Genomic DNA, 19,240 nt, shown 5'->3' with positions numbered 1-19,240 from the left:
GTGGTGCTTCCGGCACATCTGCGCAACCTCGCGAGCGTCGAGGGCGAGGTGGAGCTCCACGTTCGGGGGCAGGCCACGCAGCGCTCGGTCCTCGACGCGCTCGAGGACCGCTACCCGATGCTGCGCGGCACGATCCGCGATCACACCACGCAGCGGCGCCGCCCGTTCGTGCGGTTCTTCGCCTGCGAGCAGGACCTGTCCCACGAGCCGCCCGACACCCCGTTGCCCGAGCCGGTCGCGACGGGGGCCGAGCCGTTCATGGTCGTGGGGGCGATGGCGGGCGGGTAGCCCCCCGAACGGGGACGAGCGGCCCGGGCGACGGGGTGTCGGGCCGCTCGCGAACGGCTGGGCCGCACCGCCGCCCTCGCCGACGCGCATCGTCCGGCCGCACGCGAACAACCCAGACCACACCGCCGCTCCCCCGGACGCGCGCACCGTCCGGCCGCACGCGAACGGCTCAGGCCGTATCGCGCGGCGGGTGGTCCGGCCGCTCGGCCGGCGCACGCAGCCACGGGGTGAGCGCCACGTCGGTCACCCGCCTGCACCTCGACCGGGTCCCTCGTCCGGTCGGGGTCCTCGAGCAGCACCTGCAGCGCGCTCGTGACCCGGACGACCGCGCGGGGGCGTTCCGCCGCTACGAGGCCGAGCACCGCACCCCGGTCGACCCGAAGCAGCGCAACGTCGGCCGGGCCACGGCACTGCTCGTCCCCAGGACACGGCTCGGGATCGCCGCCCGGCGGTCATCGGAAAAGCCATCGGGCACGGACCGTGAAAACAGATCGGCCGGAAAACGGAGTCCGGGAGACAGGCTCACCCGCCGGAAGCCGCGCAGCTGCCTGACCGGTTGCTCCACCCGGGACGCGTGCTGGTGGGTTTGAACTCCTCCTCGGCTTGAGGGCCGGGGGATTCTCCCGTCGCGTGGCGGTCAGGCGGCGCGCGGGGGTTGACGCTTCGCAGACCGGGCAGCCCCGAGGTCTCCACGTCCTGACACCACAGTTCCTGCGGCGTTGCGAATGTTGATGATCGCGGCGTTGGTGTCGGCGTGGCCGCTCCACCCGCACGCGAGGCTGGCGCACGAGAACCGGGTGCCGACACGGGAGGTGGGGTCGCGGGGCCCGCACCGGTGGCAGGTCTGCGACGTGCCCGGGGCGGGGACCTTCACCACCAGCCCGCCGCGACCTTCTGCGAGGGACGGAACGGCAGCCTCCTCCCGGAGTTCTTCAGTGGCACCGCCGCCTCGGCCAGGGTCCGCCGGGACAGCCTCCAGTACGCGGGACCGTCGACCACGTCCTTGGTGATCTTCCTGTTCGGGACGACGTCCGCCCCCGAGCGGCGTACGGCGTCGAGGGAGTGCCGAGGAATGTCGAGAGGGGTCACTTGACGGCGCCGACGGTCACGCCGCGGGTCAGCGTGCGCTGGAAGATGAGGAAGAAGACGACGGCCGGGAGGATGCCGAGCAGCGCCGAGGCGCTGGACATCGTCGCGTCCATCATCTTGTCGCCCTGCAGGACGCCCAGCGCGACCGGGACGGTCTGGTTCTCGTTGGAGATGAGGAAGACCAGCGGCAGGAAGAACTCGTTCCAGGTCCAGATGAAGAAGAAGACGAGCAGCACGCTCAGCGTCGGCCTGCTGATCGGCACGACGACCTGCCACAGGGCCCGCCACTTCCCCGCTCCGTCGAGGGCCGCGGCCTCCAGGATCTCGCGCGGGAAGCGGCCGAGCACCGAGGCGAGCAGGTACGTCCCGAAGGCGCTCTGGATGACCGTGAAGATGATGATCACCCCGAGCCGGGTGTCGTAGAGGCCGACCTGCTTGGCCAGGTAGTACAGGGGGTAGACCAGCGCCTCCTGCGGCAGCGTGTGGGCGACCAGGAAGAGGACGAGGATCCACATCCGGCCGCGCACCCTGCCGATGCCGAGCGCGTAGGCGTTGAGCACCGACAGCACCGTGGCGAGCACCGCGACCGAGCCGCTGATCAGCAGGCTGTTCCAGAGCTTGCCGCCGAAGTCGACCCGGTTCCAGAACTCGACGATCCCGTCGAGGTAGAGCTCCGAGGGCAGGCCGAGGGGCCCGCCCGAGGAGTAGTCGGCCGGGGACTTCAGCGCGTTGAGCGTGACGATGGCGAACGGCACCAGCATCACGACGGCCAGCACGACCAGCGAGACCAGCACCGAGTATTTCCGGATCATGTTTCCCTGTCCCGGTCCTGGATCCGCAGGAAGAACACCGTCACCGCGATGATCACGAGGGTGAGCACGGTGGCGATCGCCGCGCCGTACCCGACGTTGGCCTTCTCGAAGAAGTTCTGGTAGCTGAAGTAGGACGGCACGAGCGTGGCCCCGCCCGGCCCGCCCCTGGTCAGCACGAAGATCGGCCCGAAGACCTTGAGCGCGGCGATCGTGCAGGTGAGCAGGACCACGTAGATCTCCGGCCGGATCTGCGGGATCGTGATGTGCCAGAACCTGCGCCACCACGACGCGCCGTCCATCTCGGCGGCCTCGTACAGGGCGGGGTCGACCCGCTGCAGCCCGGCCATGAAGATGACGACCGGGTAGCCGATCTGGAACCACACCATGATCGCCATCACGCTCGGCAGCGCCCAGGCCGGGTCGCCGAGCCAGTTCCTCGGCTCCATCCCCAGCACCCCGAGCAACTCGTTGAGCGCCCCGTAGCGCGGGTGCATGATCCAGCCCCAGACGATCCCGGCGACCGCGACCGGCAGCACCTGCGGCAGGTAGTACGCGGCCCGCAGCGCCCCGGCGGCCCGGGGGCCGAACCTCCTGCTCACGTGGTCGAACAGGGTCGCCGCGAGGAGCAGGCCGATGAGCGTGGGGACGATCGCCATCGCGACGATCAGCGCGACGTTGTTGCGGAAGGAGGTCCAGAACCGCGCGTCGGCCACGAGCCTCGCGTAGTTGTCCAGCCCGATCCACCGCGGGTCGCCGATCCCCTGCCACCGGGTGAACCCGATCCCGACGTTCATCAGGAACGGCACCGCGACGACCGCGACGAACAGCACGGTGCTCGGCAGCAGAAAAATCCAGTACCCGCGGTCGCGAGACCTCTGCATCGGAGGTCTCCTCTCTGTCTCTCCGTACGTACGCCCCGGGCCGTGACCTGACATGACGGCGTCACGGCACGGGGCGCGAGGGGGGGTCAGTTGCCGAGGTCGGCGAGGTTCTCCTCGTACGGCGCGGCGATCTCGTCCAGGACCTGGTCGGAGGTCTTGGTACCGTTGATGATGTTCTGCACGCCCGACACGAGCACGTCGTAGTAGCCGGGCGCCGGCCAGTCGGGGTAGAAGGCCAGCCCGTCGGAGGTCGAGAGCGTGTTGAAGTTCTCGATCAGCTCCTTGCTCTTCCCGTCGGTGATCGCGGCGGTGTCCGCGGCCACCGGGATGCCGCCGGAGTTGCCGAGCAGGTTCTGGATGTCCTTGCTCATCGTGATGTCGATGAAGTCGTAGGCCAGGTCCTTGTTCTTCGCGTTCTCCGGGACGACCCACATGTTGCCGCTGGACCCGGCGCTCATCGTGTTGCCCGGCCACAGGAACGAGCCCCACTCGAAGTCCTTGATCTCGCTCGCGAGGCGGCCGTACCACCAGCTGCCCGTGACCATGATCGGGTACTTGCCGCCGATGAAGGACACGCCCATGTCCTCGGCCTTGATGCCGGCGGAGTCCTTGCCGATGTAGCCCTTCTTCACCCAGTCGGCGAGGGTGTCGGCCGCGTACTTGAACTCCGGGCCCTTGAAGTCGACCTTGCCCTTGTAGAGCTGGAAGGCGTCCACCCACGGCCGCTGCGCCTTGCTCAGCGCGAGCTGGTAGAAGATCTGCTGCGCGGGGTACTCGGCGCCGCCGACGGCGAGGGGGGTGGTCCCGGCCTTGGCGAACGTGTCGAGCGCGGCGGTGAACTCCTCGAAGGTCGCAGGCACCTTCACGCCCGCCTTCTCGAACGCGTCCTTGTTGTAGTAGACCATCACGTACTCGGCGTAGTTGGGGACGCCGTACCACTTGCCCGCGCCCATGACGCCGCGCTCGTCGTATCGCGCGGTCGTCTGGATGGAGGGGCTGAGCAGCTTGTCCCAGCCCCGCTCGGTCACCTCCGGGGTGAGGTCGGTGAGCAGGCCCTGCTTCGACAGCAGGCCGGCCGAGGCGTTGCCCTTGTTGTACTCCATCACGTCGGGGACCTCGTCCGAGTTGAGGATCATCCCCGCCGACTGGCGGATCTGCTCGAACGCCTTCTCCTCGAACTTCACCGTCACGCCGGGGTGCGTGGCCTGGAACCGCTTGACGGCCTCGGTCCAGGCCTTGCCCATCGCGCTGTCGGCGCCCTCGTAGTACCAGAGCTTCAGGACGCGGGGACCGTCCGCGGCGGGCGTCTCCGCCGCCTTCTCGGTGCCGCCGCAGGCGACGAGCACCGCGAGCGCGGCCACCAGGGCGACACCCGCCTTGAGGTTGAGCATGGTTCTTCTCCTAGATGGTGGTGATGACGATCGGGACACCCGGGCCCACCAGCTCGACGCCCGCGATCCGCGCGCTCCCCGAGACGGCCATCCGCAGGCCCTCTCCCTCGGGGACCGCGGTGATCGTGGTGTCCCCGTCGATGTCGGAGACGACCGTGCTCCTCTCCCCGGTGCCGCTACCGGCCCCGACGCCGTACGCGACCAGGGTGATCTCCCCGAACGGCCCGTCCCCGACGGTCCCGCCCGGGTCGGCGAGGACGGGGACGATCGCGCCGCGCCGGGCGAAGAGCGGGACGCGGTCCAGCGGCGGGGCGACCGTGACGTACCGGCCGCCGGGCAGGATCTCGCCCGTCCAGTGGTCCACCCACTCCCCCCGCGGCAGGTAGACCTTCCTGACCTGCTCCGGCGAGGTCATCGGCGCCACCAGCAGGTCGCGGCCGAGGAGATACTGCAGGTCGGCCTGCCAGGCCACCGGGTCGTCCGGGTGGTCGACGCACAGCGCCCGCATCATCGGCGCCCCGGTCCTGGCGGCCTCGACGGCCGCCGTGTAGATGTACGGCATGAGCCGGTAGCGCAGTCTCAGCGCCTCGACCGCCTCCGCCTCGACCTCGGGGAACTCCCACGGCTCCCGGCTGGTGGTGCCGTGCAGGCGCAGCAGCGGGGAGAGCGCGCCGAACTGGGTCCACCTGACGTACAGGTCGTCGGTGGGCCGGCCGGTGAACCCGCCCGCGTCGTGGCTCCAGAACGGGACGCCGGACAGGCCGTGCGCCAGCCCGCCGCGCAGCGTGCTGCCCATCGCGGCGTAGCTGGTGTAGGTGTCGCCGCTCCACTGCGCCGAGTGCCGCTGCCCGCCGAGGAACGACGAGCGCGCCCACACCATGCCGTGCCCGGCGATCTCCCGGGTCACCTCGGAGACGGCGTCGTTGAACAGCAGCGTGTAGACGTTGTGCAGGTCGGTGCCCGACATGCCGTTGGCCGCGACCGCGTCGCGCGGCACCCCCTCGGCGAAGTCGGTCTTGAAGACCTGGACGCCCTGCTCCAGCAGCGGGCGGAGCAGCCCCTTGAACCACTCGGTGGCGGCGGGGTTGGTGAAGTCGACGATGCCGCAGGCCGGGTAGGAGCCGTGCCAGCAGTCGGCCACGTAGACCTCGCCATCTGGCTTTTTGAGGAAGTATCCGCTTTCGGCCGCTTGCGGGAAGGCCGGGCTGAGGTGGGAGACGTACGGGTTCATCCACAGGCAGACCTTGAAGCCCATCGCGTCCAGCTCGGCCAGCATCCCCGCCGGGTCGGGAAAGCCCTCCGCGTCCCAGCGCATGTCCGACCAGTGCCCGTCCGTCTGCCAGTACGTGTCCAGGTGGAGCACGTCGCACGGGATCCCCCGCTCGCGGATCCGCCGCGCCCTGGCCATCACCCGCTCCTGGGTGTCGACGAAGAACCCCGAGGAGATCCAGGTGCCGAACGCCCACTTCGGCGGGAGCAGCGGGCGGCAGGTCAGCAGGTCGTACCGGCCGAGTACCTCCGGCGGGGTGGGCCCGGCGATCACGTAGTAGTCGATCAGGTCGTCGGGGACCACGATCTGCACGCAGCTGTGCGTGGACTGGCACACGTCGAACTCCACCGGTGTCCCGCTGTCCACCAGTACCCCGTAACCCCTGCTGGACAGGTAGAACGGGATGTTCTTGTACGCCCGCTGCGACTCGGCGCCGAACGCGTCGAAGTTCCACATCACCGGCCGCTGGCCGCGCTTGTCGAGCCGGGTGAACGACTCGCCGAACCCGCCGAACGCCTCGTCGGCGGGGGCGGCGAAGCTCTCGTGGTAGCCGGCCACCGCGCCGTCCGCGCTGGAGCGGCCGAACGGCAGCGTGCGCAACCGGCCGCTGATGTCGGTGTGCCCCCGGTCCTGCTCCAGCAGCGGCGCCCCGCTCGCGTCGGTGAACCTCAGGTGCCAGGGCGCCAAGGTGATCTCCGCGCGGAGCGAGCCCGCGTCCAGCAGGATCGTCCCGTCGCGGCTCTCCACCCGCGCTCCGGCGAACTCACCCGGGGTGACCATGGAGATCGCGGCGGCCGACCTGGTCCGTGCGTCCGCGTCCTGCCCGAGCCTGACCCGGATCACCCCCTCGCCCGCCACACCCACCTGGACCAGGAGCGTCTCCTCCGCCGAGGTCACCGCCTTCAGGATCACCCCGGCCCCGTCGGAGGCCACCGGCTCCGCCGAGATCAGCGCGGACAGGCCATCCTCGCCGTGTGAGCGGACGGGCAGCTCCGGCGGATCGGCGACGAAGTACTCGTGCGCGACCAGAGGAGGGCGGTAAGGCATGGGGACTCCAGCACTCGGGCTTCCGTTTGCTGAATTAGTTTTACGTCCAAACCAACAAAGGTCAATGGCCCCCACCTGCCGCGGCCCGGACGCGGCGTCCACCGGCACCGCGATGTCATCGGGCCCGGTGTTCGCCGCGTCCCCCGGCCGGCACGGGTTCGGTCAGTCGTCGGAACCACCGGGAGCACACAGGGTCCTGTCCCTCTCGACAAGCTCCCGGTGGTTCTCGACGAGGCACTTGCGGTTGAGCACGCTGGACACCCCCCGCAACGTCTCGACCGTCTCGATCACCGCGTTCCAGTCGGTGCCGGGCCTCATCTTCAGGACGTACGACTCCGTCATGTCCTCCTCGTCGAGGATTTCGGACAGCTTCCGTTGCGTGGAGCCCAGGACGGACCGCTCCCGCTCCCGGCGGAGCAGGTCGGCGTAGGCCTCCTGCCTGCTCGCGAAGGAGAACCTCTCCACCTGCGGCATGGCCCCGAGCGTCCGCTCGATCACCGCCTTGTCCTGCGACGTGGTGGCCCTGCCGCCCAGGATGGGGTCCGGCGGAGCACCCAGGCCGCCGTCCTCCACGGCGAAACCGCCGCCACCACACCCGACGAAGGGCGAGTCGTCCTTGCAGAGGAACACCACGAGCTCGGGATCCCCTTCGCGCCACCTCTCCCAGCCGTCCACGGCCGCGAGCGTGGGCGGCCTCTCCTCGCCGGGCCCCCGCGCGATCATCGTCGTCGTCATCACCACCCCGACGACGCCGGCCGCGACGAGGACCGCGGCCACGAGGCGCGGGACCGGGCCGGACCATCGCCCCGGCGCGGACGGCGGGCCCGCCGCGACGGGCCTCCGGCGCGAGCCGGGCAGCCGGATCGGGCGCCGGGCCGTCCGCCCGGGCTTCCTGGCTGCGCCGTGTCCGGACTCCTCCCGGGCGGCGCCGTGGAGACGGCCGAGCGCGGAGGCGACGGCCTCGGGCCGGGGAGCGGCCTGGGCCTCGGCCCGGTCGCGGAGCAGGTCCATCTCATCCATCGTGTCGTCTCCCCTTGCTCGCGACGTCCGTGTCCAGAACTTCCCTGAGCCGCCTGCGGGCCCGGTTGAGGCGGGACCCGACCGTCCCCGGGGGAATGCCCAGGGCGTCGGACACCTCCGCGTAGCTGAGCTCGCCGTACGCGACCAGCAGGAGCGCCTCCCGGTCGCCGGCCTTCAGCACGGCGAGGGCGCCCGCCAGCCGGCGCTGCGCGTCGACGACGAGGTCGGCGTCCGCGAAGTCCGCCTCCGCCGCGCCCGAGCCGGTGGCGGAAGCGTCCCGGGCCCGTCCCAGGGCTCGGTACAGGCGCACCTCATCCCTGCGGTGCCGTCTGATCAGATTGGTCGCGATGCCGAACAGCCAGGCACGCGCGTCACGACGGGACAGGTCGTAGCGCTCCCGCTGCCGGAAGGCCACGAGAAACGTCTCCGCCGCGACGTCGTCCGCCGCGTCGGCGCCCAGCCTCGCGGAGGCGTACCGGTGGATCGCGGCGAAGTACCTGTGGAAGATCTCGGCGAACCGTTCCGGATCGCGCAGCGACAGCCGGATCACGCCGGCGTCACTCGCGACGGCGAACTCCCCCGGTACGGCACCCCGGGCCAGGTCGCCCGCGTCGCCCGCGTCGCCCGCGTCGTCCACGTCGTCCACGTGGAACGAGGCGGGAAGGACCAGGTCGGGAAGGGCGCGATCAGGGGGACGATCGCTGTTGACTCTCATATGGAGGATGCCTTTCGTGGGGCAACGGACGCTGTTATTGCCCGCACCCCGCCGCCGTCTTCACGAGAAGGCTCGCACGACGCCCCGGCACCCGATTCCCCGTGTGAGCCGTCCGCGGGCGAGGTGACCCGAAAGCCGCGAGCGGGGAGGCATGAGCGCGCGGACCGGGGTCCCCGCGCTTGAACGGGACCGGCGACCCGTGATAATTAGTTTAGTCTCCATCCAAATAGAGGAGTGGTCGTGGACTGGCCTGGGCGGTTCGGCGGGCTGTGCTACGGCGGGGACTACAACCCCGAGCAGTGGCCCGAGGAGGTCTGGAAGGAGGACGTCGCGCTCATGCGGCGGGCCGGGGTCAACCTGGTCAGCGTCGGGGTGTTCTCCTGGGCCCGGCTGGAGCCGTCACCCGGCGTCCACGACTTCGGGTGGCTCGACCGCGTCCTCGACCTGCTGCACGACGGCGGGATCGGGGTCAACCTCGCCACCCCGACCGCCTCCCCGCCCCCCTGGTTCGGCCTGGCCCACCCCGACGCCCTCACCGTCACCCCCGGCGGCACCCGGCTCACCCACGGCAGCCGCGACACCTACTGCGTGCACGCCCCCGCCTACCGCGCCGCCTCCGTCCGCGTCGCCGGCGCCCTCGCCGAGCGTTATCGCGACCACCCGGCGCTCGCCATGTGGCACGTCCACAACGAGTACGGCACCGCGTGCCACTGCGAGCACGCCGCCTCGGCCTTCAGGACCTGGCTGCGCGCCCGGCACGGCACCCTGGACGCGCTCAACGACGCCTGGACCACCTCGTTCTGGAGCCAGCACTACTCCGCGTGGGAGCAGGTCACCCCGCCCCGCGCCACCCAGTACCTGCCCAACCCCTCCCAGGTCCTCGACTTCCGCCGGTTCGTCTCCGACGCGATGCTCGACCACTTCCGCGAGCAGAAGGCCGTGCTGCGCGAGCTCACCCCGGACGTCCCGGTCACCACGAACTTCGTCCTCGGCGACTGGGTGCCGGTGAACCACCGCCACTGGGCGGCCGAGGTCGACCTCGTCGCGATCGACCACTATCCGTCGTCCGACCCGCCCGCCGAGACCGCCTTCGCCGCCGACCTGGCCCGCGGCTGGGCCTCGCCCCCGGCGTGTGCTTCGGCCGCCGGCCCGGCGCGCACCCCCGAGCGTGTCCCCGGCCCGCCCTGCGAAAAACCCTGGCTGCTGATGGAGCAGGCGGTGGTCACCTACACCGGCCCCCGGATGCTCGCCAAGCGCCCCGGTGAGATCACCAGGCTGAGCCTGTCGCACATCGCGCGGGGCTCGCGGGGCGCGATGTTCTTCCAGTGGCGAGCCTCCCGGGGCGGCGCCGAACTCTGGCACGGCGGCATGGTCCCGCACGCCGGACCCGACTCCCGGATCTTCCGCGAGATCTGCGACCTGGGCGCGCTCCTGCCGTCCCTGACGGACGCCTGCGCGGCCCCCGTCGAGGCCGGGGCCGCGATCCTCTGGGACGCCGAGGCGGGCTGGGCGCTCCAGTCCCCGGGCCTGCCCTCCACCGAGCTGGACTACGCCGAGGCCGTACGCCAGGCCCACCGGGTCCTCTACCGGCACGGCGTCACCGCCGACCTCGTCCACCCCTCGGCCGACCTGTCGGCATACCCGCTCGTGCTCGTCCCGGCCCTGTATCTCATCTCGGACGCCGACGCCGACAACCTGCGCCGCTACGTCGCCGGCGGCGGCACCCTCGTGGTCTCCTACCTCAGCGGCGTCGCCGACGAACACGCCCGCGTCCGCCTCGGCGGCTACCCCGGCGCCCTGCGCGACCTCCTCGGCATCCGCGTCGAGGAGTTCCACCCCCTCCCGCCCGGCGTCGCCCTCACCCTGTCCCCTCCGGACATCCTCGACGGTGACCAGGGCGAGTGGGACGACCAGGAGGACCGGGGTTACCGGGGCCACCGGGGCGACCGGCCGGAGACCGGAACGTTCTGGAGCGAGCACCTCGACCTCGAAGGCGCCGAGGCCCTCGCCGTCTACACCGGCTCGCATACCTCCGGCACCCCCCTCGCCGGCCGGCCCGCCATCACCCGCCACCCCTACGGCTCCGGCACCGCCCTCTACATCTCCACCCGCCTGTCCGACGACGCCTACGCTCGCCTGCTGGGCCTGCGACCGGCCCCCGTGGAACTCGTCCGGCGCGGCGAATGGCTCTTCGCCATCAACCACGACGACAAGGAACACGAGACGCAGGGCCTGCGCCTGCCTCCGGGCGGTTTCTCCGTACGAGTGCACGGTGATTCGGAGCCTCGATTGTCATGACCCCGCCGGCCCCTGTGCGGGCGTGTCCGGTCAACGGCTCTAGCCCGCTTGCGGTGGCGGGTAGCGGTGGATCTCCGCCCAGTGCCCGGTCGAACCGGCGAACTTGGCGTCGTCGGTGAGCAGCGGCACCCTCAGCAACTCGGCGAGGGCCACATACATACCGTCGTAGGCGGTGAGGTTGTTGCGCAGTTCCAGTACCCGAGGCTGCAGCGGCAGCATCGGATGACGGACGATCTTGAGCTGGGCGTAACGCTCCAGCATGACCTGGGCCCGCGCCGGGGAGACGCGCACCTCCGGCTTGCTGGTGATCACATGTCCGCGCACCACCGAAGCGATCTCCACGTCGATCAACGCAGGGGCGTGCACCTTGCGGGCCAGTCGTTGGCGGAGAAGGTCATCCCCCTTCACGTTGGCCAGGAGACGGAAGACGATGGAGGCGTCGACGACCAGGCTCACCTGTGCCCCTCCCGCATCGTCTCGCGGACGAAGTCGGGGTTGTACGGCACCGGCTCATCAGTAGCGATCTTGGCCATCACCTCGTCCAGCGTCGGAGTGGAGGCCTCCTCGTTCAGCAGGTCGCGCACGTATGCCGTCAGCGACTTGCCCTCACGCTCAGCCCTCGCCTTCAACGTCCGCTCGGTCTCCTCGGGGACATCCCGGATCTGCATGATTCCCATGCCCCCACTTTAGCATGCAACTTGCATGCACCCTGGGCGACAAGGCAAGGCCGCCCCGAGCTCACGAGCACCTCACCCGCCTGAACCGTCTTCGCGCAGGCCCGTGAAGGAGACCTCTGTCCCCCGCGAGCGGTTCCTGGTCGCCGCACCACCGCTCGCGGGGATCAGCTGCGTCGGCACGAGGAAACACGTTCTCCATGTCGGCACGCTGCCCTGGGTGGGGGCATCGGCTCGGCGCAGTACCAACCGAGCCGCTCGGCGAGCCTGGCCGTGACCTGCGGCAGGTCATCAACCGACGCGGCCGGCAGGCCCCTCGCCGGTACGGCTCACGTGGCCTGCCCGCTTGGTCGCCGCGGAGGCCCGCGGCCTTGCCGCTGGGCGGGAGGCCACGGGGCCGAGCGATCGCGGGCAGACCGAGAAGCGCGTCAATCCTTGACGACGTTGTCGCGCGGACCGCCGTAGACGGGATTGCTGTCGTAGCGCCTGTCGGTGACGAGCAGGCGGATCACCCCTGGCCTGCGGATGGACTCCTCCGCCTCCCAGACGATCCAGTCGTCGCCGACGGGAGTGGCCTGTGTGCGGAGCACGCCGTAGCCGCCCGGGTTTCCCGGCGAGATGTCCATGACGACGTAGGTGATCTTCAGCCCGCGCCTCCTGAGCTCGGGCAGGACCTCGCCGACGGTCTTCTCGTCCACCCGGAACCCGGCGAGTGAGCGCCCCTTCGTGGTCGCCAGCCGGTAGTCGGACTTGATCTCCTTCCCCTTATGGCTGTCGTCGAGCACCAGGACGCACGGCGCGACCGGGCCGTCCATGAGGATGGTGCTGGTGCTCTCTTCTCCGATCGTCCAGACGAAGGTCTGGCCGGGCCTGAAGAGCTTGGTGTCGATCCGCATCTGCCAGCCGCGGGCGGGGTCTTCGCCGGGGATGTTCTCCGGCACGGAGTACAGGCCGGTGGGGATGTCCCGGACATGGGTTCCGCGCGGTTCCCGGCACCACTTGCCCGCGGGCGCGTGATCGACGATGGCGGGGACGTCGAGCTCCTCCAGCTGTCTCGCCAGCCCCGCGGCGTCGCGAAAATCCCGGACCTTGACGTAGACGACGCCGTCGGAGTCCTTGGTGACCGCGTACGAAGGGGACGCGCCGTTCTGCAGCAGACTCGGCCCCACCACGAGGCCCGCGGCGAGCAGCCCCGCGCCCACCAGACCCAGGGCCGGCCGCCGGGGACGGCGCCCGCGGGCGCGAGTCACGGACGGGCCGGGCTCCTCGGCGATGATCGAGGCCAGCAGCGTCCGCGCCCCCGCGTCGGACGAGTGGCCTCCCGGCCGGCCCGGCTCCACCCGCGCCAGCGCGCCGATGGTCGTGTCGATGTCGTCGATGTTCTTCACAGCTGCCTCTCCGCCGGGACCATCCGGCTTTCCGCCGCGAAGCGGACATCCGCCTCGGCGAGCGCACGGGCGAAGCGCCTGCGGGCGCGGTGGAGTCTGATGCGTACGGCGTTGCGCGACAGGCCGAGCACGGTGGCGACCTCCTGCCGGTCCAGCCCTTCCCAGCCGATCAGCGACAACAGCTCGCGATCGTCGTCCGGCAGGGTCTGGAAGACCTGCGCGATCGCCTTCAGCTCGACCCCGCTGTCTGGTGAGGCTCCGTACAGGTCGGCCATCTCGGCGTCGAGCTGCACGCTACGGGCCTGGCGGCGAACCTCACCGCGGTAGTGGTTGGCCAGCACCTTGCGCGCCACGCCGTACAGCCACAGCATGGCCTCCTCCCCGTCCGGCAGCTCTCCTATCCGCCGCCAGGCGATGGCGAAGGTCTCCGCCACCACGTCCGCCGCGTCCTGCGGCGACGCGCAGCGGCGTGCCGTGTACGCCGTGATCCGGCCGTACGTTTCCCGGTAGACGGCCTCGAATCTGGCCTGCGCGTCATTCACGGGCCGTTCCCGCGCCCGGTCTCCTCGGCATCCCCATGCCCGTCTCCTTGATAGTGCGATCTACGGACATCCGTGCCTATGTAAGGAGTCAGGCCATCATTTCTCGTCAGAGCGAGGAAATTTCGAGCATGCCGAACACCGGGAGGAGACTCCCGCGCGTCGTTTCATCGCCCCGCCTCGGCGCGGGGAGTCTCATGACCCCGGGTGCACGGGTGGGAGGCCGAACCTGGCGACCAGGTCGGCGCCGCCGTCGAAGACGAGGATGCGGGCGATGCCCGAGCCGGTGACGGTGAGGACGCCGAGTCCGTAGGCGCGGTGGTTCCCGTGGCCGTCGCGGAGGTAGGCGGCAGCGGCGGGCTGCGCGTTGGCGGTGGTGGGAGTCATCCGCCAGTCGCCGGGGGATCCGACCGCGTGGGTGAGGTGGCGCAGGCAGGTCAGGCGGCCGGAGAACCAGGTGCGGGTGCCGACCATTTCTATCGCGGCGTCGGCGCGCAGGGCCCGTTCCAGGGCTGTCGTGTCGGCGTTCTGGAAGCCGGTGACGTATTGGTCGAGCAGGGCCCGGGCGTGCGGCTCGGTGGGGTCGGTGAGGTGGTCGCGTTCCGGTGCCACCTCGTCGAGGCGGGCGCGGGCCCGCTGCAGGGCGCTCTTGACCGCCGCGGTCGAGGTGCCGAGCATCGCCGCGACCTCGGTGGCGGGGAAACCGAGGACCTCTCGAAGGATGAGCACAGCCCGCTGCCGTGTCGGCAGGTACTGCAGGCTCGCGATGAGCGCGAGCCGGAGACTCTCGCGTGTCTCGACGATCGTCGCGGGGTCTGCTGACGGCGGGGTCACCAGCGTGTCCGCGATCGGCTGCAGCCACGCCACGCCGGTGTCGGGCGGATCCGGTGCGGCGTCGGGGTCGTCGGCCGGACCGCCCAGACCGGACGGCAACGCCCGCCGACCGCCCTGCTGCAGCGCGGTCAGGCAGGCGTTGGTGGCGATGCGGTACAGCCAGACCCGCAGCGACGACCGGCCCTCGAAGGTGCCGTAGGACCGCCACGCCCGCAGGTAGGTTTCCTGGACGAGGTCCTCGGCCTCGTCCGCCGACCCGAGCATTCGGTAGCAGTGCGCCAGCAACTCGCGCCGGTACTGCTCGGTTCGGCGGGCGAACTCGCCGGCCTCGGCGGCAGCACCCGCTCTGTCCGCCATCACCGCCTCCTGCTCCCCCGCCCAGCCGATCACAGACCGATCCTGGGGCAGACCCAGTGGGCCATCCTACGGATCGCCTCGTCGGCCTCCGGCGCTCGGCCGGCGGCCATTTGGAAGGTGTGCTGCATGCCGGGGAAGACGTCGAGCCGGACGTCGACGCCGGCCCGGCGGGCGTGTTCGGCCAGCCGGAGGGCGTCGTCGAGCAGGACCTCGTCTCCTCCCGCCTGGATGTAGACCGGGCCGAGACCGGACAGGTCGGCACACAGCGGACTGACCAGCGGGTCGCTGGGGTCGCCGCCCTCACCCAGGAAGGTGCCGGCCAACTCACGCACGACTTCGGCGGAGAAGAACGCGTCCCGGTCTCGATTGGTCTTGTACGACTCGCCGGTAGCCCGCATGTCCACCCACGGTGAGAAAAGCATCGCCGCAGCCGGCAGGGGCAGTCCTTGTTCGCGGGCCCGCAGCTGGGCGGTGATCGACAGTCCGCCGCCACAGGAATCACCGGTGAACACCACATGGTCGGCGCCGATCCCCCGGTCGTGCAGCAGCCACCGGTAGACAGCGGTCGCGTCATCGACCTGCGTGGGGTGGAGATGGTGGGGGGCGAGGCGGTAGTCGAAGATCAGCGCCCGCGCCCCGGTCGCCTTGGCCAGGTGGCCGAACAGTTTGCGGTGTGTGTAGATCGAGCCGCTGATGAACCCTCCGCCGTGCATGCACAGCAGTACCCGATCCTCGGCCGCTCGTTTCGGTACCGCCCACATCGCGGGCAAACCACCCGCTTCGGTCTCGATGTAGTCCACGCCGCGTGGTTCGGCTGTCAGGTTGCCCCACGACTCGTCGTCCGGCTGCTCCGCGTCCGGCCGCTCACTGGCCGCTCGGATCGCCGCCCAGTGCCTCTTGACGGCTTCGGACTGCTTGCTCGGCGTCGCCATGTCCGCCTCCTCGCCTCAGGCGGCGTGTTCGGGACGGTTGTGAAAGGCCTGCACACGCCAGGTGCCGTCCTGTTCGGCGAAGGCAGTCGCGTCGTTGTCGGCCCAGGCGGCGTAGACCTCGTCGAGCACGGCGCGTACTTCCTGGTCGGCTTCGACGAGCGAAGCGCTGTGGTGGCTCATGGCAGTCCCTTTTGGTGTCGTGCGTCGGATCGCTTCGCCGCGGCTGATGGATGGTCGCCGTACCGCGAAGCCTTCGACAGTGCAGACCTCCGCCGGCCGAAAAGGAATCGCTCGCCCCGACGGCTCTGCCTGCGCCTGTTCACGCCCGACCACGAGGCCGTCGGTCTGCGACGCGCCCATGTGACCGGCGAGCGGGTACGCCACGAACCCGCCCGGCGAGTGCCCCAGGCGGCTTCGCCGTGCGGGTACACGGCGGCTCCGAGCCCCGATCGGCTACCTGCGGGCGCGCGCGTCGTTCACGAGGCGAGCGTGATCTCGGCCAGCTCGCGCCAGTCCCGCCGCCCACCGGCACGGGTCGCCTCGGCGAACGCGGTCTCGCCGAGGCGGTTCCGCGTGTCCGCGGCGATCCTGGAGACGTCCGGCTGCGAACGATCCGGCGTACCGCGCACGCCGTCGCTCGCCGCGAGCAGTCGCACGGCCTGCTCGTACCGTCCCTGGCGCAGCGCGAGATCCGCGACCCCGATCAGCACCTCGGCGATCAGCGGCGGGTACATCGTCTCCGCAGCCGCGCGGAACGCCTCGGTCCGATGCGCGCGGGCCCTCTCGAGATCCTCGGTGAGGTAGCCGTACAGGTCCATGACCTTGGCCTTGGCTCGAACCTTGTCACTCAGTTCCTCGTTGCCCAGCATCGTCCGCACCGTGGCCAGGTGCCGGCGCGCCTCGTCCGGCTCGCCGCGCCAGCGCGCCAGCTGCGCCTTCGAGAGCGCCAGCTCGGCGAGCGTGTCCGGCCAGGCGATCTCGTCCGTGCACCGCTGCGCCTCGGCCATGGCGGACGTGCTGGACCGCTCGTCGCCGAGCAGCCAGTACAGCTGGGACTGCCGCGCCCGCAGGCCGATCACGTCCTCGGTCGAGCCCACCTCGGTCAGCGCCACGACCGCATCCTCGTAGTGCTCACACGCGCGTGCGAGCTCGCCGCGCGTGGCGAGCCGGTCGGCCAGGAAGGTCAGCGCCATCGAGATCCCCCACCGGTCGCCCAGCGCGCGGAACTCGGCGAGGGCGATCTCGGCGTCGATGTCCACGTCGGTCTCGTCGCCGCCGAGTGTGAGCCGCAGCCGGCTACGAGTGAGCCTGGCCTGCGCGCGCACCCACGGATCGTCGTCGGCGACGAGCGGCTCGAACGCGGGCAGGAACTCCGTCGGCTCCCGCAGCATCCGCTCCAGCGGCCCGATGAACCCGAGCAGCGAATTGCGATGCCCGCCGTGCCGGGTGAGCCGGTGCGCCTCGTGGATCCACTCCCGCGCCTGATACTGGTCGCGGCCGGGCCCGGAGGTCACGAACATCGTCACGATGGTGTACGCCATCGCCCGCACATCGTCGGACACCTCACCGGGCAGCGAGGCCGCCGCGATGCTCAACTCGGTGCCCTCGGCCCTGTGCCCGCTGAGGTACCAGTACCAGCCCACGGCCCCGACCAGCCGCATCGCCTCCTGTGCCCACCCCTCGGCGATCGCCCCGCGCAGGGCCGCACCGATGTTGTCGCGCTCGGCGTCGAGCGTGGACAGCCACTCCAGCTGCCCGGCCCGGCGCAGGTGCGGGTCGGCCGTCTCGGCCAGCTCGGTGAAGTAGGCGAGGTGCGCCCGGCGCGCCGGCTCGGTCTCCCCGGCCTCGGCGAGCCGGTGCGCCGCGTACTCCCTGATGGTGTCGAGCATGCGATAGCGCGGCGCGCCCTCGCCGTCGGCGAGCAGCAGCGACTTCTCGATCAACGCGGTCAGCACGTCGAGCACCTGCTCCCCGGCGAACGCCCCGTCCCCGCACACCCGTTCGGCCGCCTCCAGGCTCGCCCCGCCGGAGAACACCGAGAGCCGCCGCAGCACGCCGCGTTCGGCCTCGGTCAGCAGATCCCAGCTCCAGTCCACGACCGCGCGCAGCGTCTTGTGCCGGGGAAGCGCCGTACGGCTGCCGCCGGTCAGCAGGCGGAACCGGTCGTCGAGCCGGCGTGCCAGCTGATCGACGGACATGGTGCGCAGCCGCGCCGCGGCCAGTTCGATCGCCAGCGGCATCCCGTCGAGTGCCCGGCAGATCCGCGCCAGGGCCGACAGGGTGTGCGCGTCGGAGCCGATGTCCTTGCGCAGCAGACCCGCGCGGTCCCGCAGCAGCCGCACCGCGGGCGAGGACCCGGCCTCGGCGGGATCCGCTCCCTTCGCGGGCAGCGCGAGTGGCTCGACCTGCCACAGCACCTCCCCGGTGATGCCGAGCGGTTCCCTGCTCGTGGCCAGGATCCGCAGCCTCCGGCACTCCCCCAGCAGCCGGTCCGCGAAAGCCGCGGCCGCCTCGATCATGTGCTCGCAGTTGTCCAGGATCAGCAGGATCGCGCGCTCCCGGAGCGCGGCGATGAGCCGATCCATCGGTTCCCCGCCCCGCGCGTCGCCGAGCAGCGCCTGGTCACGCAGGCCGATCGCGGCGAGCGCGGCCTGCGCCGGCTCACCGCCCGCCCGGACCGAGGCCAGTTCGATCAGCCACGCCCCGTCCGGCAGCTCGGCGAGCATCGTCCGCGCGGTCTCCGTGGCCAGCCTCGTCTTGCCGGAGCCGCCCGCCCCCGTCAAGGTGACCAGCCGGTGCCTGGCCGACAGACCGGCGACCTCGGAGACGTCGTCGTTCTTGCCGACGAAACTCGTCAGCTCGGCGCGCAGGTTCGTCCTGCGGTTCTCCGCCCGCTCGCCCAGCTCGCCCCGCAGCAACGCGGTGTGCAGCGCGGAGAGCTCGGCCGACGGATCGGCGCCCAGCTCCTCGGCGAGCCGCTCGCGCGTCCGCTGGTACACGGTCAACGCCTCGGCGCCCCGCCCCGCCTCGGCGAGCGCGCGCATCAGGGCCGCCACGAACCCCTCCCGCAGCGGATGCGTGGCGACCAGCTCGGTCAGCTCGGAGACCAGCTCCGGACCACGGCCGAGGCGGACATCCGCGTCCACCCGGTCCCCGAGTGCGGCGACGTGGAGTTCGCCCAGGCGCGCGACCGCGGCGTCGAACACGTCGCTGTCTCGCGGTGCGACGTCCTCCATGGCCGTACCGCGCCACAACGCCAGGGCCGAGCGCAGCAGGTCCGCCCGCGCCGCGGGCTCGGCGGCGGCACGGGCCTGACCGACCAGCTGCTCGAACCGGTGCACGTCCACGGCGTCGGGAGCCACCGCCAGCCGGTACCCGCCGGACTCCGCCTCGATCACACCGTCCGGCAACACCCTGCGCAGCCTGGACACCAACGCCTGCAAGGCGTTCACCTCGTCCGCGGGCGGCCGTTGCCCCCAGATCCAGTCCACCAGCCTCCCGCGCGAGACGATCCGGCCGGGTTCGAGGGCGAGTGCGGCCAGCAGCGCGCGCAGCCGGATCCCGGGAACCTCCACCACGGCTCCGTCGCGGTTCCGGACCTCGAACGGCCCGAGCAGTCCAACTCGCACATCAGCCATTGTGCCGAACCGTGTCAGCGGTCGTGTCAGCGCGGTGACGGCCCGGTATCAGCGCGGTGGGCGACGG

Annotated in this window: 19 protein-coding genes; 2 read left to right on the top strand and 17 right to left on the bottom strand. The window is 71.2% G+C overall.

Annotated features, from left to right (window positions below):
• The first annotated feature begins 3 nt into the window (after positions 1 to 3).
• On the top strand, positions 4 to 288 hold the full coding sequence (locus AB0G15_RS14515) for a MoaD/ThiS family protein (protein WP_362839046.1): 285 nt from the start codon (positions 4 to 6) through the stop codon (positions 286 to 288).
• Positions 289 to 634: 346 nt separating this feature from the next.
• Here the strand turns inward: AB0G15_RS14515 and AB0G15_RS14510 are convergent, their stop codons facing one another.
• The 9 genes from AB0G15_RS14510 to AB0G15_RS14470 all read right to left on the bottom strand — a co-directional run bounded on the left by AB0G15_RS14510 (position 635) and on the right by AB0G15_RS14470 (position 8,513).
• Positions 635 to 853: a hypothetical protein gene (locus AB0G15_RS14510; RefSeq protein WP_362839043.1), complete on the bottom strand. Its 219-nt coding sequence runs from the start codon at positions 851 to 853 to the stop codon at positions 635 to 637.
• 72 nt (positions 854 to 925) lie between these two features.
• Entirely contained in the window at positions 926 to 1,162 is a 237-nt protein-coding gene (locus AB0G15_RS14505) for a zinc ribbon domain-containing protein (RefSeq protein ID WP_362839309.1), read from the bottom strand.
• Positions 1,159 to 1,377 carry a hypothetical protein gene (locus tag AB0G15_RS14500; RefSeq protein WP_362839040.1) on the bottom strand — a complete coding sequence of 73 codons (219 nt, stop codon included), beginning with the start codon at positions 1,375 to 1,377 and terminating at the stop codon, positions 1,159 to 1,161. The genes AB0G15_RS14505 and AB0G15_RS14500 overlap by 4 nt, the downstream gene beginning before the upstream one ends.
• Positions 1,374 to 2,189, bottom strand: a complete 816-nt coding sequence (locus tag AB0G15_RS14495; RefSeq protein WP_362839037.1) for a carbohydrate ABC transporter permease — start codon at positions 2,187 to 2,189, stop codon at positions 1,374 to 1,376. Before AB0G15_RS14495 ends, AB0G15_RS14500 begins: the two co-directional genes overlap by 4 nt.
• Positions 2,186 to 3,070 carry a sugar ABC transporter permease gene (locus AB0G15_RS14490; protein ID WP_362839035.1) on the bottom strand — a complete coding sequence of 295 codons (885 nt, stop codon included), beginning with the start codon at positions 3,068 to 3,070 and terminating at the stop codon, positions 2,186 to 2,188. Before AB0G15_RS14490 ends, AB0G15_RS14495 begins: the two co-directional genes overlap by 4 nt.
• 86 nt (positions 3,071 to 3,156) lie before the next feature.
• Positions 3,157 to 4,461, bottom strand: a complete 1,305-nt coding sequence (locus tag AB0G15_RS14485; RefSeq protein WP_362839032.1) for an extracellular solute-binding protein — start codon at positions 4,459 to 4,461, stop codon at positions 3,157 to 3,159.
• 10 nt (positions 4,462 to 4,471) lie between these two features.
• Positions 4,472 to 6,778, bottom strand: coding sequence for a TIM-barrel domain-containing protein (locus AB0G15_RS14480; protein WP_362839030.1), 2,307 nt, complete (start codon positions 6,776 to 6,778; stop codon positions 4,472 to 4,474).
• A 162-nt stretch (positions 6,779 to 6,940) separates the two neighbouring features.
• Positions 6,941 to 7,798, bottom strand: a complete 858-nt coding sequence (locus tag AB0G15_RS14475) for a permease-like cell division protein FtsX (protein ID WP_362839027.1) — start codon at positions 7,796 to 7,798, stop codon at positions 6,941 to 6,943.
• Positions 7,791 to 8,513, bottom strand: a complete 723-nt coding sequence (locus AB0G15_RS14470; RefSeq protein ID WP_362839025.1) for an RNA polymerase sigma factor — start codon at positions 8,511 to 8,513, stop codon at positions 7,791 to 7,793. The genes AB0G15_RS14475 and AB0G15_RS14470 overlap by 8 nt, the downstream gene beginning before the upstream one ends.
• A gap of 240 nt (positions 8,514 to 8,753) precedes the next feature.
• Here AB0G15_RS14470 and AB0G15_RS14465 point away from each other — a divergent pair, with 240 nt between their 5' ends.
• On the top strand, positions 8,754 to 10,811 hold the full coding sequence (locus AB0G15_RS14465) for a beta-galactosidase (protein ID WP_362839022.1): 2,058 nt from the start codon (positions 8,754 to 8,756) through the stop codon (positions 10,809 to 10,811).
• 39 nt (positions 10,812 to 10,850) lie between these two features.
• On the opposite strand, the gene AB0G15_RS14460 is transcribed toward AB0G15_RS14465, so the two are convergent.
• The 8 genes from AB0G15_RS14460 to AB0G15_RS14425 form a co-directional block, all read right to left on the bottom strand.
• Positions 10,851 to 11,267, bottom strand: coding sequence for a type II toxin-antitoxin system VapC family toxin (locus AB0G15_RS14460; RefSeq protein ID WP_362839020.1), 417 nt, complete (start codon positions 11,265 to 11,267; stop codon positions 10,851 to 10,853).
• A complete protein-coding gene (locus tag AB0G15_RS14455; protein ID WP_362839017.1) occupies positions 11,264 to 11,488 on the bottom strand; it encodes a hypothetical protein in 225 nt (74 codons plus the stop codon). The genes AB0G15_RS14460 and AB0G15_RS14455 overlap by 4 nt, the downstream gene beginning before the upstream one ends.
• A gap of 425 nt (positions 11,489 to 11,913) precedes the next feature.
• Entirely contained in the window at positions 11,914 to 12,873 is a 960-nt protein-coding gene (locus AB0G15_RS14450) for a hypothetical protein (RefSeq protein WP_362839014.1), read from the bottom strand.
• Positions 12,870 to 13,415, bottom strand: a complete 546-nt coding sequence (locus tag AB0G15_RS14445; RefSeq protein WP_362839011.1) for an RNA polymerase sigma factor — start codon at positions 13,413 to 13,415, stop codon at positions 12,870 to 12,872. Before AB0G15_RS14445 ends, AB0G15_RS14450 begins: the two co-directional genes overlap by 4 nt.
• Before the next feature lie 192 nt (positions 13,416 to 13,607).
• Positions 13,608 to 14,603, bottom strand: a complete 996-nt coding sequence (locus AB0G15_RS14440) for an RNA polymerase subunit sigma-70 (RefSeq protein WP_362839008.1) — start codon at positions 14,601 to 14,603, stop codon at positions 13,608 to 13,610.
• A gap of 29 nt (positions 14,604 to 14,632) precedes the next feature.
• Positions 14,633 to 15,535: an alpha/beta hydrolase gene (locus AB0G15_RS14435; protein ID WP_362839005.1), complete on the bottom strand. Its 903-nt coding sequence runs from the start codon at positions 15,533 to 15,535 to the stop codon at positions 14,633 to 14,635.
• A 15-nt stretch (positions 15,536 to 15,550) separates the two neighbouring features.
• Positions 15,551 to 15,919 carry a hypothetical protein gene (locus AB0G15_RS14430; protein WP_362839002.1) on the bottom strand — a complete coding sequence of 123 codons (369 nt, stop codon included), beginning with the start codon at positions 15,917 to 15,919 and terminating at the stop codon, positions 15,551 to 15,553.
• A 92-nt stretch (positions 15,920 to 16,011) separates the two neighbouring features.
• Positions 16,012 to 19,173: a BTAD domain-containing putative transcriptional regulator gene (locus tag AB0G15_RS14425; protein WP_362838999.1), complete on the bottom strand. Its 3,162-nt coding sequence runs from the start codon at positions 19,171 to 19,173 to the stop codon at positions 16,012 to 16,014.
• Positions 19,174 to 19,240: the final 67 nt, after the last annotated feature.

Origin of the sequence: Streptosporangium sp. NPDC023825 (assembly GCF_040639575.1) — a bacterium.
Taxonomy (GTDB): Bacteria; Actinomycetota; Actinomycetes; order Streptosporangiales; family Streptosporangiaceae; genus Streptosporangium.
This window is presented reverse-complemented; position numbering and strand designations above follow the sequence as displayed.

Excerpts from the sequence above, each read along its gene's own strand:
- AB0G15_RS14485 (WP_362839032.1), bottom strand. The coding sequence starts at position 4,461 with ATGCTCAACCTCAAGGCGGGTGTCGCCCTGGTGGCCGCGCTCGCGGTG.
- AB0G15_RS14435 (WP_362839005.1), bottom strand. The coding sequence starts at position 15,535 with ATGGCGACGCCGAGCAAGCAGTCCGAAGCCGTCAAGAGGCACTGGGCG.
- AB0G15_RS14455 (WP_362839017.1), bottom strand. The coding sequence starts at position 11,488 with ATGGGAATCATGCAGATCCGGGATGTCCCCGAGGAGACCGAGCGGACG.
- AB0G15_RS14475 (WP_362839027.1), bottom strand. The coding sequence starts at position 7,798 with ATGGATGAGATGGACCTGCTCCGCGACCGGGCCGAGGCCCAGGCCGCT.
- AB0G15_RS14425 (WP_362838999.1), bottom strand. The coding sequence starts at position 19,173 with ATGGCTGATGTGCGAGTTGGACTGCTCGGGCCGTTCGAGGTCCGGAAC.
- AB0G15_RS14470 (WP_362839025.1), bottom strand. The coding sequence starts at position 8,513 with ATGAGAGTCAACAGCGATCGTCCCCCTGATCGCGCCCTTCCCGACCTG.
- AB0G15_RS14440 (WP_362839008.1), bottom strand. The coding sequence starts at position 14,603 with ATGGCGGACAGAGCGGGTGCTGCCGCCGAGGCCGGCGAGTTCGCCCGC.
- AB0G15_RS14480 (WP_362839030.1), bottom strand. The coding sequence starts at position 6,778 with ATGCCTTACCGCCCTCCTCTGGTCGCGCACGAGTACTTCGTCGCCGAT.
- AB0G15_RS14490 (WP_362839035.1), bottom strand. The coding sequence starts at position 3,070 with ATGCAGAGGTCTCGCGACCGCGGGTACTGGATTTTTCTGCTGCCGAGC.
- AB0G15_RS14495 (WP_362839037.1), bottom strand. The coding sequence starts at position 2,189 with ATGATCCGGAAATACTCGGTGCTGGTCTCGCTGGTCGTGCTGGCCGTC.